The sequence below is a fragment of the Leptospira paudalimensis genome, assembly GCF_026151345.1.
Lineage (GTDB): Bacteria > Spirochaetota > Leptospiria > Leptospirales > Leptospiraceae > Leptospira_A > Leptospira_A paudalimensis.
Genome location: NZ_JAMQPR010000001.1, coordinates 2,933,788 through 2,948,825, shown reverse-complemented (window position 1 = coordinate 2,948,825; position 15,038 = coordinate 2,933,788). Strand labels below are relative to the sequence as shown.

At 37.7% G+C, this 15,038-nt stretch carries 12 protein-coding genes; 4 read left to right on the top strand and 8 right to left on the bottom strand.

Annotated features, from left to right (window positions below; genetic code table 11):
• The first annotated feature begins 170 nt into the window (after window positions 1-170).
• Window positions 171-656: a DUF4468 domain-containing protein gene (locus ND855_RS13600; RefSeq protein ID WP_108959899.1), complete on the top strand. Its 486-nt coding sequence runs from the start codon at window positions 171-173 to the stop codon at window positions 654-656.
• A 10-nt stretch (window positions 657-666) separates the two neighbouring features.
• On the opposite strand, the gene ND855_RS13595 is transcribed toward ND855_RS13600, so the two are convergent.
• The 5 genes from ND855_RS13595 to ND855_RS13575 form a co-directional block, all read right to left on the bottom strand.
• The gene (locus ND855_RS13595) at window positions 667-942 is read right to left on the bottom strand and encodes a hypothetical protein (RefSeq protein ID WP_265358773.1); all 276 of its coding nucleotides are present in this window, start codon (window positions 940-942) and stop codon (window positions 667-669) included.
• A gap of 61 nt (window positions 943-1,003) precedes the next feature.
• Window positions 1,004-2,569, bottom strand: coding sequence for an adenylate/guanylate cyclase domain-containing protein (locus tag ND855_RS13590; protein WP_265358772.1), 1,566 nt, complete (start codon window positions 2,567-2,569; stop codon window positions 1,004-1,006).
• 16 nt (window positions 2,570-2,585) lie between these two features.
• A complete protein-coding gene (locus ND855_RS13585; RefSeq protein ID WP_265358771.1) occupies window positions 2,586-3,971 on the bottom strand; it encodes an MFS transporter in 1,386 nt (461 codons plus the stop codon).
• 102 nt (window positions 3,972-4,073) lie between these two features.
• Window positions 4,074-5,873 carry a SpoIIE family protein phosphatase gene (locus ND855_RS13580; protein WP_265358770.1) on the bottom strand — a complete coding sequence of 600 codons (1,800 nt, stop codon included), beginning with the start codon at window positions 5,871-5,873 and terminating at the stop codon, window positions 4,074-4,076.
• A gap of 43 nt (window positions 5,874-5,916) precedes the next feature.
• Window positions 5,917-8,208, bottom strand: coding sequence for a SpoIIE family protein phosphatase (locus tag ND855_RS13575; protein WP_265358769.1), 2,292 nt, complete (start codon window positions 8,206-8,208; stop codon window positions 5,917-5,919).
• Between the two features lie 154 nt (window positions 8,209-8,362).
• Here ND855_RS13575 and ND855_RS13570 point away from each other — a divergent pair, with 154 nt between their 5' ends.
• Window positions 8,363-10,054, top strand: a complete 1,692-nt coding sequence (locus tag ND855_RS13570) for a methyl-accepting chemotaxis protein (RefSeq protein WP_265358768.1) — start codon at window positions 8,363-8,365, stop codon at window positions 10,052-10,054.
• 108 nt (window positions 10,055-10,162) lie between these two features.
• Here the strand turns inward: ND855_RS13570 and ND855_RS13565 are convergent, their stop codons facing one another.
• Genes ND855_RS13565 through ND855_RS13555 form a run of 3 tightly spaced genes read right to left on the bottom strand, consistent with a single transcriptional unit; the run spans window position 10,163 to window position 13,193 of the window.
• Window positions 10,163-10,600, bottom strand: a complete 438-nt coding sequence (locus tag ND855_RS13565; RefSeq protein WP_265358767.1) for a hypothetical protein — start codon at window positions 10,598-10,600, stop codon at window positions 10,163-10,165.
• 3 nt (window positions 10,601-10,603) lie between these two features.
• A complete protein-coding gene (locus ND855_RS13560; RefSeq protein ID WP_108959891.1) occupies window positions 10,604-11,869 on the bottom strand; it encodes an acetyl-CoA acetyltransferase in 1,266 nt (421 codons plus the stop codon).
• 13 nt (window positions 11,870-11,882) lie between these two features.
• A complete protein-coding gene (locus ND855_RS13555; protein ID WP_265358766.1) occupies window positions 11,883-13,193 on the bottom strand; it encodes a 3-hydroxyacyl-CoA dehydrogenase NAD-binding domain-containing protein in 1,311 nt (436 codons plus the stop codon).
• 541 nt (window positions 13,194-13,734) lie between these two features.
• Between ND855_RS13555 and ND855_RS13550 the strand changes: the two genes are divergently transcribed.
• Both ND855_RS13550 and ND855_RS13545 read left to right on the top strand, forming a co-directional pair.
• Entirely contained in the window at window positions 13,735-14,346 is a 612-nt protein-coding gene (locus tag ND855_RS13550; protein ID WP_265358765.1) for a hypothetical protein, read from the top strand.
• Window positions 14,343-14,846 carry a hypothetical protein gene (locus ND855_RS13545; protein WP_265358764.1) on the top strand — a complete coding sequence of 168 codons (504 nt, stop codon included), beginning with the start codon at window positions 14,343-14,345 and terminating at the stop codon, window positions 14,844-14,846. The genes ND855_RS13550 and ND855_RS13545 overlap by 4 nt, the downstream gene beginning before the upstream one ends.
• The last annotated feature ends 192 nt before the right edge of the window (window positions 14,847-15,038 follow it).

Sequence of the window (15,038 nt, the reverse complement as noted above, 5' to 3'; positions counted from 1 at the left end):
GTGAGAGATAGAATCGAGTCGAAGAGACATAAGATCAAAAAAACAAACCAGAACACATCCCCATTGCCCAAAAACGTAATTCCATTTCCGGTCCAACCGAATAAGGAGAAAATTTTCCATTTATGTGAAGATTTGTTTTGCGAACCGAGTGAGGGGAAAGAAGCTTAGAGATGATGCCAAAACGAGTCTTGTTATTATTCGCTTTTTTCCTATTGTTCCAAAACTCTATGTGTTTGAAACTTTGGATTGTTTCTGCCAAAATGCGTACAACAGAAGATGCAAGGGACAATAAATCCTACCAAAAAACGAGAAGTTTTCTGAAAGCGAAACAGTGGTTGGAATACAAATTAGACCCAGAACTTTCCAAAATCGAATTTGAAAACCAAGACTTGGGGGAACTTCGAGGGATTGGTCTCATCAAGTGTTACGTTCCTTATGGGATTGGGGAAGTTGATGCCAATGAACATGAATTTGAATACATTGTGAAGGTGAAAGACGGTCACGCAGAAATGCAGATCAATAAAATCTTTTCCTTCATCCGTGATCCGAATGATATCATACTCAATTATGGACCAAAAAATGAGAAAGTGGCAAAGGTAACCATTCGTTCCTGCTTCCGACCACTGCTTGATGACTTCTTTGAGTTTATCAAATAAAGAATCGGGATTAGTAACCGAGAGGATTACCCACAGTGGAACCCGTGGAACCATAAGTATTGGTTCCCGTTGGTGAGTCTGTTAGACCATAGTAGTTTAAGTTTTGAGAGTTTCCATTGGGAAGGGAAGAATTGGTCGAGGAGGAAGAAGAGTTCGATGCAGAATTGGCATTGGATCTTCCATCATCTTTTAGCAAATCAAGCACATCTTGTGAGTTTACCAATTTGATCTCGTTACAGGAAGAGAACAGGAAACCAATCAAAAGTATCCCAAATGCAAATTTCATATTCACCATTCTGACTTCATTTCCAAAACGATTCAACTCTAAAATCCGATTTTATCCTAACTTATAAGATGGGATAAGAATAAATTTTTTCTTTTGATTCTCTTCCTTTGAGTTCGTATTCCCCTTCAAGTTGCAACTGAGAGCGGATGGATGGTGAAATGAGATTCGCTGTATTTTCTGTGATGAGAAGGTTTTTTTGTAACCCTTTACAAAGACCTTCCACCCGAGATGCGGTATTCACTGTATCTCCGATGACTGTAAATTCCATTCGATTGGTGGAACCAATGTTACCTACAAGCAAACTTCCGGTATGAATACCGATTCCCATTTTGAGTTCTGTTAATCCTTCTTTCATAAATTGTTGGTTCAGAAGTTCCAAATTTCTTTGCATCTCCAATGCAGTTTGAAACGCACGATCCGCATGGTCTACCATGGGCATAGGTGTTCCAAATACGGCAAGGATCGCATCCCCAATGAATTTATTGATAAATCCCCCGTGGACTTCGATCGCATTACTCATTTCTTGGAAATATCGATTTAAGATATATAATACTTCTTCAGGAGTTCTTTTTTCAGAAAGTTTTGTAAAGTCTCTTAAGTCGGAAAACAGAATTGTGGCATCAACAACTTTACCACCAAGGCTATGTTCGTTGGAAAGTAGATAATCCCTTACACGTGGGTCAACAATTCGACCAAATGTATCTTTGATCCTTTCTCTTTCCGCTAGACCCTCTGCCATTTCATTGACAGCGTCTCCTAAAAGTCCAAGTTCGTCAGAGCTAAAAATCGTAACTCTTGTATCAAATTTTTGTTCTTTGATGAGTTCCGTTGCCTCTTCTATTAGGTTGAGTGGGTGTTGTAAGCTGATGGCAAATGTAACTGAAAAAGCAAAGGAAAAAAATAACATGATTGCGATCACTTCAAACAAAACATCTGTATGAACTAACTCATGTAATTGGAATATATTATGGTTTGTTCGTTGTAACAATCCAAAGACCAACAAAATGATTGGGAATAATGTAGAAGCGGTCCAAAAGATAATTTGTTTTGTGACGATGGAAAATTGTTTTCCCTTCGCGTATTTTCCGAGTCCACCTTCTGGAAACACACAAGGAATGATTAATTTTCGGTTTAAATAGTTGGTTGTTGCATAGGAAAAAGCAAATGCAAACAGTCCCCAAAATGCAAATAGAATTGTAACGGTAATGATACTTTGAGGAGGTGAGGCTGGAAACAAAGTATCAATTCGATATACCGATAAAAATGTGGATAATTCCCAACCAGTAAAACCAAACAAACTGATGATGAGGGGTGAGTGGACTATCCGATGGCGAGCTCTTTCTTCCGATAAATATGTACACTTGTTTCTTTTGAATAGATAGTTTGAAACAGGAAGGCTATAAAAAAACAAAATAACAGTGATGATAGGAAATGGAGCCCATGTTAATGCAAGTAAGGTGAAATCTTGTGTTGTTTGGGTAGCTTCAAATAAAACTAAAAACCTTTCTGGTAAAAAAACATTACTAGTGTAATTTGCAAACAGTAATGTAAATAAACAGGCCGAAAAAGGGACTATAAAATAGATAAGAAGGAAAGCAATGAATTGAAGTCTCTGTTTTTTTACCATGGGGTTCAAATATATCTTACCGATGGATCTTTTTCAATGTTCTTTTTGTTAGGATTCTTTGCACTTGGATGTGTTTTGCATCCGTAAGGGGAAAAAATAAAAAAACAATCGATCCTAAGATAAAGAAAAATCCAACGCCTGGACCAAAAATCATCGCAAGTCGAAATCCAACTTCAGCTGATTGTTCTGTAAGTCCATTTTGAAATCCAATGAAATCGAGTAAAAATCCAGTGAGTGCGATTCCAAAGGCTTGGGAAAATTTTACTCCCATCTTCCAAATTCCAAAATAGAGTCCTTCCCGTTTTTCACCAGTTTTGTATTCATCATAGTCGACTACATCTGTTAGGATGGAATCCATAATGAGAATCGAACCTGCAAAGATCCCTCCAAAAAATGCTGCGATGAGAGGAGGCCTTAGTTCTCCATAAGGGAATAAGGGATACACAATCACAGTTAGAAGGCCTAAGCCAAATACACCAAGAAAGGCAGGGATTTTTTTTCCAATCCTTTTGGAGATCCAAACCCAAAAACCAATTGATAACATGAGTACAAGAAAAAACGGCAGTAAGATATTGATGACCACCTGGGATTCCTTTAAACCCAATCGGTATTCATAATAGTACAAGGCAATTGCGGAGTTAAACGTTCTACCAATCGTTGCTATGATAAATGCAAATAATAAGATGAGAAACATTTTGTTTCGTAAGACCGAACCAAATGACTGAAAGAATGGGAGTTGTTTTGTTTTATCAGATTGGATCGTATCTTTGCCTTTTGTCACTAAAAAGGTGATGATAGAAGAAACAAGGATCACGAGTGAAACAATCTCTCCAGCGACAGTCCGAGAGGTGATGATATTTTCCTTAGCACTTTCATCACCTAGAGATTGTAAAATGGCCGCTGGCACAATCATTCCAATTAACATTCCGATGTTACTAAAGAATAACCTCCAACCAAACACTGAAGTTCGTTCATTTCGTTCAAAACTTAGTTCTCCACCAAGTGCAATATGAGGTACTGAGATAACTGTCATCGCTGTATTCACTAAAAGATAAACACTTAGTAAATACGCAAATTTACCCATTTGGGAAGAAAGGGAAGGGGGCGAAAAAAGTAAAAGCACTGATATGGATAATAAAATTCCACCGATGAAGATATATGGCCTTCGTCTACCGAATCGAGTGGTGGTATGGTCAGAAATCCGACCCATGAGTGGGTCACTGATTGCATCCCAAATCACTGAAATTGATAATGCAATTCCTGCTAAACTGGAATTGAGTCCCACGATCTCTGTATAGTATTTGAGAAGATAAATTTGAGTAAAAAGTTGAACGGCTGTTATGCCAGTTTCTGCAAACCCATATCCCATTTTAATGGGAAGTTTTAGTTTAGAATGGTTCATTCATGTTTCCAAGTATTGGACGGTCCGAACCCAGTTTTTTGGGAAATAAATTGGCATTTAGAAGCCAAGGTTGAATGCTTTTCTAATCTTTTTCAAACTTGTTCATTCTGTTTCGTAAGAGATTCGAATGATGGAAATATCATCAATGACTTGGCCAATCGAATCAATTTCATTGATGATTGAATCTAATTTTCCCTTTGTATTTTCCACGATTTCTAAGAAATTTTCATCTTCGGAAAGAACTTCCCATTCACCTTCTTCATTTTTAGTGAGAAGGTCATCTTTTCCATCGGATCCAATGAATAGTACATCATTGGGTTGGAGTTGGAACTGATTGACTTCCTTTATGGGGAGGGCTCCTAGTGTGCCTAGTTTGCGATAGGATACAATGGGATATAAAAAGTTGGCTTTTCCATTTCGGAATAGTACAATCATGGGATGTTCTGCATTCAGAAAAAACAATTTACCAGTTTTTTCTTCGATGAGACCCATACTTAAGGAAACTAACATGGTTCCATCAAATGTCTCAAAAATCAATTGGAGTTCTTGTAAATTGGACCTGAGCCAGTTTTCGGGACTTTGGTTTTTAAAACCAGGATCTGTTTTTGTTCGTTGGACGATGGATTGGAAAACCGATCCAAATACGAGTGCTCCACCTGCACCTTGCATGGATTTACCCATTGCATCAGCATTCACAAACAGAAGGTATTTTTGTTCGTTTAGATAAATTGTGTGAGAGATATTGATATCCCCACCTATTTCATATCTCTGATTTTTAAATTCAAAAGACTTTTTTTGGCGAAGGAAATGATCCACCAGATACTGTTTGCTACTCGTATCTTGGATGGTAAATGGATTTAATAATTGGTAAATTAAGTAATAATCACCATCTTGTTGCACTTTTAATTTGCTGATATCGATTAAGGATTGGTTTAATTCATCAGTACGAAGTGTAACTTTTTCTTCTAATCCTTCGTTCAGATTTCGAATTTCAGCATACATATTTTTAAGAGTGCCAATAACGGAATTTAAGTAGAACGCTTGTTTTGCGAAATCATCACTTGATTTTGGGGTGACAATGACATCAAAATTTCCTTTGGCCAGTTCCCCTAGTGAACGACTCGTTTCGCTTAAACCCTCATTCACTGATTTTGCTACTACATAGGAACAAACGATAAGTGGGATGATGAATATAAATGATACAGTGACTATGGGGATCATTGGATCTTTGACAGCGATTTCACCTGTCGCTAGAGAATATAAAATATATGAAAAAATCACAAACGGAAGGGCTGCCAAACTAAAGAATGCAACAAGGATACGTGTGAAATAGTTAAATTTAGGGATGTCTCTCTCTTGGAGTTCTACATTTTTAAACTGAGGTAAGTCGAATAAATTCCGAATTGCACTTTCACTGATAAAATAATAAGTAACAAACGATATGGGAGCAATCATTACAAATGTAAATATTGCAGACCGAGCGACGGAGGGTGTGTATTCCACCAAATAAAAAAATAACAAACTGATTGGAATTACGCCAGATAACCAGCGTATTACGATGATGATGGCTTCAATCAGTGGATATCGAAAAAGTAGGATTTTAACCGATTTTGCATACTCCTTCTCTTCTTGAGTGAGTGGAAAGGAGGAATCGGAAACTGGTTTCATTTTCTCGATTTTGGCGAATAGGTATTTTAAGAGTAAGTGTCGAACAAATGTTCCTAATAGGCCAATTCCAGTGGCAAAGACGAGACATAACGCAATAAAGATTTTCCAATGGTTTGGTTCCATCTTTTGTGTGATGATCGCATAATAAACGGCAAATGGAACCGGTACAGTATGTGTGAATGCCTCCAATTTTATGGTGAGATCCCAGAATAATGTTTTTCTGTTCCGATTCATTTTATTGGAAACTGTCACAGGAGACGATACTATATCATAAAAATTAAATCAAGATATTCGGAAATTTTAATCTTAAGATTTGTTTCCATTTTTTTGTTCGTTCCAGTTCGGTTGGGAATTGGTTTTCCCATTCCGTTAAGATTTCTTTCGCGCGAATTTGGTTTTCTTTTTCCAAATACAATCGGATTAGATGAAAGGTATTTTTGGCCGCTTTTGGTTCCCTCAGTCGGATCCGTTCCGCAATTTCGATGGCTTGGTCTAACCTTCCAGCCTTCCGAAGTAAAATAGAACTTAATTCCATAAAACTAAGATCATAAGGATGACTTTCTAAATACACCTGCGCATGTTCTGTGGCTTCAATATAATCTTTTCTTTTGAAGTGAAGTTTTGCTAGTAATTTGTGAAAACGTTTGTTGGTAATTGGTTGCGTTAGAATTTGTTTTTGAAGGGAATCAATGGCTGCATCAATATTTCCTACTTCCACTAGTTTTTTTGCGGTCTGGTAGGATTTTGAGACATCGGTATTCGAAACTGTATCTAAATTGCCCTTATAATAAACTCGGATCAAGGATAAATCATCAGTGATCTCGCCATTTTTGGTTAACACTTTGAAAATTGGTTCTAATTCACCTTTCCCTTGTTCTACGTAGGACAAAATTAAATTTTCGTCTTGGTTGATTTGTCTTTGGTTTGATTCATTTTGTTCATTAAAGAGTAATAAATCATCCCTTCCATCGGATCCACTGATGATTGTATCACCAGGTAACAACCGAAAGGTTTTAATGAAAATTCCAGAATTGAGACCTTTGGTTCCTAATTTTCGGTAACTCAGTTCATTTTCCAAAAAACTAGCTTTTTCATCTCGGTATAAGATGAGCCAAGGGTGTTCTGCATTGATAAAATATAAAAATCCTGTTTCTTCTTCAATCAGTCCAATCACAAGTGAAACCAACATACTTCCATCAAATCCCTCAAAGATTTTGTGCATTTCAATGAAGGCATTTTTTAACCATCGTTCCGGTGATTGGTTGAAAGTGGCCGAAGATAAATAGGTCCTTTCAATGATTGATTGGAAAACGGCTCCGAGTACAAGCGCACCTCCTGCACCTTGCATCGATTTTCCCATTGCATCAGAGTTTACGAAGACTGAGAATTTTTTTCCTTGCAGAATCACATTATGGGCAATGTTTAGATCACCTCCAATTTCATATTCTTTGCCTTTGAATTCGAATTTCTTTTTTTGTTTTAAGAAAAAATCAATGCTAACAAGTTCACTACTCACTTGGTTTTTCCCAAGTGGTTTGAGCAGTAAATGTGTTAAAAAATAATCTCCGTCCTGTTGGAACTTAAGTTTTTTCACTTCTTCCAAAGAGTTTTCCAATTCCATTGTTCTTTCTTTGACTTTACTTTCTAAACCAACGTTTAAGGTAAAAATTTCCGTATACATTGTGTTCAGTTGTTGTATGACACGATTTAAGTGGAAAGACTGTTGTCCAAAATCATCTCCAGAAGAAGGCATGGAAACAACAGAAAAATTTCCTTTTGAGAGTTCGTCCAAAATATGGCTAGTTTCACCTAATCCTTGTCTGACTGCTTTTGCGACCAAATAAGCTACAAAAACCAAAGGAAATATAAAGATGATTCCAATGATTAAAACTTGTAAGGATGGGTTTTGGACATTTAAATTTCCATTAGCACTTGAGATGAGCATGTAACCAAGAACGGTAACAGGTAATGCAGCAAGGGCAAAAAATGAGATTAATATCCTTTTGAAATAATCAAATTTTGGGATTTCGTTTGGTTCGATGGCAATGGGTCGAATCAGAGGCAGTTTGAATAAATTCCGAAATGCATTTTCCGTGATGAAGTAATAGGCAACGAAAGAAATTGGTGGAATCATCACCATATAAAGGATAAACGTCGTCCATAAAGTAGGTCTGTATAAATCGAAAAAAGGTGTTGAAAAGAATATAAGCCCTACCCCAACAAACCAGCGAATGATGATGATAAATCCTTCATAAAATGGATATCGATATAAGAACAGTTTGAGTTCTTTTGCTTTTGAATTGGATCCGATTGTATAAGTCTCTTTATTTTTTTCCAATTGGAGAGCTTCAAATTGATTTGATAATTTTTTAAGTGTGAGGTATCTCCATAAACACCCTCCTAATACCATTAAGGTTCCACTTGTAATGCATAAAACTAAAAATAACAGCCATTCGTTTATGCTATATTCTTGTGTGATGGAAGCCATATAGATCGCAAATGGAACTGGAACTAAATGCGTGAACGCTTCTAAACGGATTGTAAGAGGTAAAAATATAGTTTTAAACATGAAGAATTTGGAATATCGTAGGAGATTTTAATAAAAAATGAGAATTGTCAAGTCATTGCAGAAGAATCATTCTTAGTTTGATTCTATTTTGCTTGCTAAATAAGGTCTTTACCTAAATCCTTTCTCCATCTCCCTAAAACTGGATCCATTATCTGTGCGCAAAAATTTACCAGTCACTCAACATGAAGTAGAATTCCAAGAAGGAACAAAGATAACTTCCAAAACAGATTTAAAAGGAATCATCACCTATGTAAATGAAGACTTCTTGAAGATTAGTGGATATACGCAAGAAGAACTCATCGGCCAACCTCATAATCTCATTCGACATCCCGATATGCCTGGGGAAGCCTTTCGTGATTTATGGGAGACTGTCAAATCCCAAAACTCATGGGTAGGACTCGTAAAAAATCGTTGTAAAAATGGAGATTATTACTGGGTTGATGCCAATGTTTCCCCTATTTATGAAGATGGAAAACACATAGGTTATATGTCGGTTCGCACAAAAGCGACAAAAGAACAAATCCTAAAAGCAGAAGGATTGTACGCAAAGTTAAATCTTGGGCAAAAAAATGAGTCACAACGGTTTGGGAAATTGTTTGCCATTTCTACTGAATCAGTTTATTCCATTCAATCTTTCATCAGTTTGGTTTTGTTTGTATTATTTGGTTCTTCCTCTTTTGTAAACATTCCGTTCCTTCATAATCCTTGGTTTTTTGGGGTAGGAATTCTGATTTTTTCTTTGAGTTTTATATTAGGATATTTTAAAATTCAAAAAAACAAAAATTCTATTTTTAGAGTAATCGAATATTTGAAAAACTTATATAAAGGTAATTTGAAGTTTGATGTAATTTTAGAAAATGGTGGTGGTTACTCTGAAATACTGTTGCTGATCAAAAAAACACAGTTTGAATTCCGAGGAATGATTTCGCAACTCATTGGTAACGCTGAAATCGTAAAAAGCCAAATCAAAGGCCTTACAAAAGCTGTAGAACATATTCATGTTGCCTTCCAAGAGTTATCCCTTGCCATGCAATCATTATCTGAATCAAGTAACGTGACAAAAGAGAGTTCCGAAAGTATATTCCTTCAAATGGATGCTCTCAACCATTTGATCCAAAGCATTCGATCGGAAGCAATGGCTGTTCAATTTGAATCAACCAATGCACATCATATTGCCATGGAAGGAAAAAATCGTTCCGACAAAGCTATGTCCCAATTTTTAAAAGCAAAACATCAGATTTTTAAAACTTCCGAATCGATTAAAGACCTTGGTGAAAAAACAAAAGCCATACGAAAGATCACAGAAACAATTGCAGCAATTTCAGAAAAGACAAACTTACTTTCATTAAATGCATCTATCGAATCGGCAAGAGCAGGTGATGCTGGAAAAGGATTTGCAGTGGTTGCGGGTGAAGTAGGTCTTCTTGCGGAACAATCTAAAAAATCGGCAAAAGAAATCTCTGTATTTATCAGTGAGCTCACTTCAAAAATTTTGCAAACCGTAACAGATATAGAAGAAGGTTTAAGTGAAGTGGAATTAGGATCAAATGAATTTGAAACCGTGCAATCTGAGATGGTAAAAATTCTAGCCAACTCTGAAGGCACAAAACTTAGTTCCGAAAAAATCAACGGTTCCACAGAAGGGACACAAGAAAAATCCACAAGTGTTCTTTTTAATATAGAGAAGATACAAAACCAATTGACACATACATCTTCCATCGTGGAAGAATTATCAGCTGCTGCTCATGAACAGAAACAAACTGTCGCGGCAATTGAAGAATCAATTTCCAATTTAGATAAAGTGGCAGACAGATTGGATTCAGTTGCCTTTCGGTTTAAGTTTTAAAAACAAAAAACCCAAAGTTTCCGTTGGGTTTAGCGATTCAAAAGACTGTTTGAATTAAATCAGAATAGGAGTTAGTTGAATCCTTGCCTTTCTGATCGTTTTATATGTTTAGTCTTCTGAGTTCCAACCTACCGAATAAATCACTGCAGTGGAAATGGTGAATAAGGAATAATACGCCACCCAAACCCAAACGAGCTGAGTTGGGGCAAAGTTTGTGAGAGACAGAGTCCATACCATTGGTGATACAAATCCAATGATGGAAACTAAGATTCCCACGAGAAATCCACCCACAAGTCCTTGTGGAAGTGATTCTTTCATCAGTGCATATAAAAATCCAAAGGATAGTGTGAACAATAAATCGCTGAACACAGGTCCAAGCCAAAAAACATCTGTTATCGGAACAAACATCGATTTGAATGTTGGATCAAAGTAAAACTTTGAAAAAAACACCATCCGAACGGGAATGGATACCGCTTCCCAAAACGAAAAGGCAAGGAGGAACCGGACGAGTATCCGATTCCATTTTTCTGTATTCAGCGAACTCAAAATCTACTTACCTAAGATGAACACGAAGTTCGTAGTCGCAGATCCACCGATGTTGAGCATAAGGCCATTTTTAGCACCTTTTACTTGGTAATCGCCAGCAGTGTTTGTGACTTGTTTGTAGAGGTCGAGCATCATACGAACGCCGGATGCACCAACCGGGTGACCCACACCAATGAGTCCACCAGATGGATTGATTGGTTTTTTACCACCAAAGTCAATGGTTCCTTCTTCGATGGCGATGTGTTCTTTTCCTGGTTCTGAAATTCCAAAAGCCGAAATCGCAGCATACTCAGAAGAAGTAAAACAGTCATGTGTTTCAAACACATCAATGTTTTTTACATCTAGGTCCGCACGTTTGTAAGCATCTTTTACTGTTTGGCGAGTCCATGGAAGGATGTATTTGTCCCCAACGGATTCTTGTTTTTTTGCTTCAAAGGTAATTGGTGCAACTCGGTGACCCCAACCCTTCACACGAGGGATGTCATCAATTTTACGACCAGTTTTTTTAGCGTATTCTTTTGTGTAATCTTTAGAAGCAAGGATGGTTACTGCAGCACCGTCTGTTACTTGAGAACAGTCTGTGATACAAAGTCTTCCACCCACTGCCATATTATTATCACCACCACGAGCCATCGCATGTTCTTTGTTCATGAACCATGTACGAGTTTGTGCTTTAGGGTTACGTTTTGCATTTGCGTAATTGATACGTGAAATTTCAGCAAGAGCATCCATAAAACGTTCTTCTTTCAGTTCATAACGTTCGAGGATCACATCTGCTAGTTTTCCAAAAAGTTTAGGGAAAGGAAATTGAACCCCTTTTGCTTCCTTTTCATAGTAAGCAGCTGTTCCAAGAAAGTCGCCACCTACTGAAGAAGAAACAGTTTTCATCACTTCCACACCAAGAACAATCGCTAGATCGTAGTCTTCTGCACGGATGTGTGTGATCGCTGCATCAAGAGCAACTGATCCAGAAGCACAAGCTGCTTCATAACGAGCACCAGGAACTCCGAAAAGTGCAGGGTTCACTTCTGTTAAAAAAGCACCCAAGTGGCCTTGGTTGGCATACTGTTCTGCGTCAAAGTTTCCAACAAAAACAGCCACACGATTTTCTTTGTTCAATCGTTTGATTTCATCATAACTAATGCCAACTTTTTCAAGAGCATCATCTAATACTTCACGCATCATGGACATGAAGGTTTTTCCTTCTTTTGTCCAGTTTCTTTGGAAGTCGGTTTGTTCCCCGCCTAGTACAAATACTTTTTCACTCATATGATACTCCTAATTAACCTTTGAAAAGAGACCTTGCGTCTAGTTTCTCGCCAAGTTCGTAGAACTTTTTGCCTTCTTTCGCATCTTTTAAAAGTTTTGGAACTGGTATTTTAGACGCTTCCATCATCTTGATTGTTTCTTTTGGTCCACCAAGGAAATCAACAAATGCAGACGCAGGAACCCAGTTAAAACCAAAACCCATTGCTCCATCAGTGTTTTCTTTTGTATCAACGACTTCTCCAACGAGAGAGAGCGAATAACTGATATAACGTGAAATGAAGTAACGTGCGATTTCTGCTTCGAAACCACTAGCTTTTTTAACTACATCCATCGCACCTTTGTAATCGGAGTCTTTGATTTTTTGGCGAGCTTCTTTGATAAAAGGAATATCAAATTTTGGGTACGGATCGTACTCACCGGTTTTGATATTGTAAACAAACTTCTCACGTTTACCGTCAGCGTGTTTCACAACTTTTGTGAGACCACCACCAGATTTCATACCAAGTTTACCAGCATCGATTAACTTTTGGAAGTAACCAGGAAGTTTGAATGTTTCGTGTGCTTCGTCTTTTGTATTGTCGTAGATGTTGTCTACAATGGCTTTGTGAACGTCTAGTCCTACGAAGTCAGCAGTGGCAAGTGGGCCCATCGCACGTCCAGTGTAACCAGACATGATTTCGTCCATAAGTGCGATTCCACCTTTGTCAGCATACTTTTCAGCAAAGTGAGCCACTTCGTTCATCAACTGAAATCCGATTCGGTTTCCAGCAAATGCAGGAGTGTCGTTTGTATAAACAACCGCACGGCCTAAAACTTTATCTAAGTATTCACCTAACGCTTGTGTGACTTTTTTGTCATTTCCAGAGTGAGTGACGAGTTCACAAAGGATCATTTTATAAGGAGGGTTAAAAAAATGCGTTCCGTAGTAGTGTTTTTGACCATCTTCATCGTACGCTTTTGCCAAACGACCGATAGAAAGACCAGAAGACACAGTGGAAACGATAGTTCCCGGACGGCGCGCTTTTGCGATACGAGTGTTGATCGGTTCTTTGACTTCGTAACTTTCCGCCACGAGTTCGAATACCCAATCTGACTCTGCGACTGCTTTTTCCAGATCCGCATCGTAGGAACCAGGGATCATCCTAGCGCGAATGGTATCCGTTTTTACGGATGCGACAGCGGCTTCGATACCCTGTTTTGCTTTTTCTACATCTCTAGCGAGCATATGGACTTTAGCACCACCGAAGGCAGCAATAACGCCTGCACTTCCAGAACCCATGGCTCCGTTGGCACCTAAAATCGTGACAGTTTTGATTTCTCTCATGAAGGAATTTCCGAATCTAATTTTTACTTACCGTTCTAGAAAGGTGAGGTGACAGGAAAATCGTTTTTTTTTGTCAGATTTGTTACAAAAGAGGGGCGGTGGGGGGTGTGGCGCAGCGTACACTGTCCCCGCCCGATTAGAGGGTGGGGAACTAGACCCACCACCCAATGTGTCCTCTTTACCACGGCCCTCCGTTTCTCGCACGCTCATTCCTAAAACCGCCGATTTTCCTTTCCAAAAGTTCGCAGTTGCGACATCGGGCACCCGGGCGGGCTCACTACGGGGTCCGCATTCGCTCCCGTCCTCATCGGGTGGACCCTCCGAGGACCAAGCCCTACGGATCCCTGGTGCGGGGATATGTTTCGAGGTCGAAAGAACTGGAACGAGAAATGAACAAGGTTTTGAGAGTGCTGACTTTTCGGTATGGGATGATGTAAAATTCTGATCATCTTGGACATTTCAAACGATTTGAAGAGGGAATAAACTTTGTTAACCGAATAAATGGTTTGACCTAACTAATGTTTTACTTTCCATTTGTTCAATGAATTGGAAAGTATTAACCCCGCCAAATGTATTCACAATCGTGTCATCATTTTGCTTAGGTATTTTTTTAAATTGTGCTGCTTTTGTTCACTATGAGAATCCAAATTTAAAAAATACAAAAACTCCTGAACTTGAAGAAAAAAAATCAGTATTGATCAAATATTTTGGAGATTACTACGAAAATGGTAAATTTTCAAAGCACCCACAACACATACCGATTCTAAATGAAAGAATGGTGGATATCGTAAAGGAATCCAACTTGTTCAAAAATGTAGTCACGAAAGAAAATGAACCTTATGATTATATTATATATGTAGAAACAAATATCAATGAAAAAGGTAGTAAAGTATGGCCAGCCCTTGCTGGTGCTACATTCCTTGTATTCCCTTTAATCATGGATCAAGATTTTAGTGTAAAGGTTTCATTACTTGATTCCAAACGCAAATTATTAGCTGTTAACGAAGAGCGAATGAACATGGATGTATTTGTAGGTTGGGTCATTATACCAATTTCACCATTTTTCTTTACTCCTGTTGTTCAAAATAATGCTTATCGAAATGTGATATATTCATCACTAAGCCAATGGAAATCTAAAGGAATCATCAAATGAATTTCAAAAATATTTTTAACATGATCGTTTTATTGAGTTTAGTATCCTGCGCGGAACTTCCACCTTTACAACCAAAGGAACCAAAAAAAAGTTCGGTCAATCTGACTCTCGAGTTAATTGAACCAACTCCTTCGTATGACAATTTTATTCTGAGTAACAATCAACTAGCGATCCGTACAATCATTCGAAAAGGATTAATCGAATATAATCTTTTTAAAAATATTGTTAACTTTAATGGAGACCTTCAGCTTCGTGTTTTAAACAACGAAAAAGATGAAAAACAAGAAGGAAGTTTTATTGATGTTCGTCATAAAATTAAATTAACATTTATATTGTTAAAAGAAAATAAAGAAATTTATAAGAAAGATTTTGAAGCAGACGAAATTGCAACAGGTTCCGAAAAGTTCATTCATGCAGAACGGGTTAGATATGCTTCAGAAAAAGCAGTATATCGTTGTCTTGATCAATTTTTAGAGGACATTTCTAAACAAAAACTTTGAACTCTTTTTGATATTTCAAAACTTGTTGTGTAAATTAAAAATCGAATCAAAGCGCCAGCGGTAGTAGCGGAAATCCTTTCGCTACTAGCGAAAGATTGGAGCGGATAACGCGGTCGTTTATCGATTGGATCATTGTAATGGAAAGGTTTCGAGGCGCCCAAAAAGAAAAAAAACTCTTTTTGGGCTTTGTTT

Bases quoted from the DNA above. Each gene is read 5' to 3' on its own strand.
- ND855_RS13600 (WP_108959899.1), top strand. From the start codon at position 171: ATGATGCCAAAACGAGTCTTGTTATTATTCGCTTTTTTCCTATTGTTC.
- ND855_RS13595 (WP_265358773.1), bottom strand. From the start codon at position 942: ATGAAATTTGCATTTGGGATACTTTTGATTGGTTTCCTGTTCTCTTCC.
- ND855_RS13590 (WP_265358772.1), bottom strand. From the start codon at position 2,569: ATGGTAAAAAAACAGAGACTTCAATTCATTGCTTTCCTTCTTATCTAT.
- ND855_RS13585 (WP_265358771.1), bottom strand. From the start codon at position 3,971: ATGAACCATTCTAAACTAAAACTTCCCATTAAAATGGGATATGGGTTT.
- ND855_RS13580 (WP_265358770.1), bottom strand. From the start codon at position 5,873: ATGAATCGGAACAGAAAAACATTATTCTGGGATCTCACCATAAAATTG.
- ND855_RS13575 (WP_265358769.1), bottom strand. From the start codon at position 8,208: ATGTTTAAAACTATATTTTTACCTCTTACAATCCGTTTAGAAGCGTTC.
- ND855_RS13560 (WP_108959891.1), bottom strand. From the start codon at position 11,869: ATGAGTGAAAAAGTATTTGTACTAGGCGGGGAACAAACCGACTTCCAA.
- ND855_RS13555 (WP_265358766.1), bottom strand. From the start codon at position 13,193: ATGAGAGAAATCAAAACTGTCACGATTTTAGGTGCCAACGGAGCCATG.
- ND855_RS13550 (WP_265358765.1), top strand. From the start codon at position 13,735: ATGAATTGGAAAGTATTAACCCCGCCAAATGTATTCACAATCGTGTCA.
- ND855_RS13545 (WP_265358764.1), top strand. From the start codon at position 14,343: ATGAATTTCAAAAATATTTTTAACATGATCGTTTTATTGAGTTTAGTA.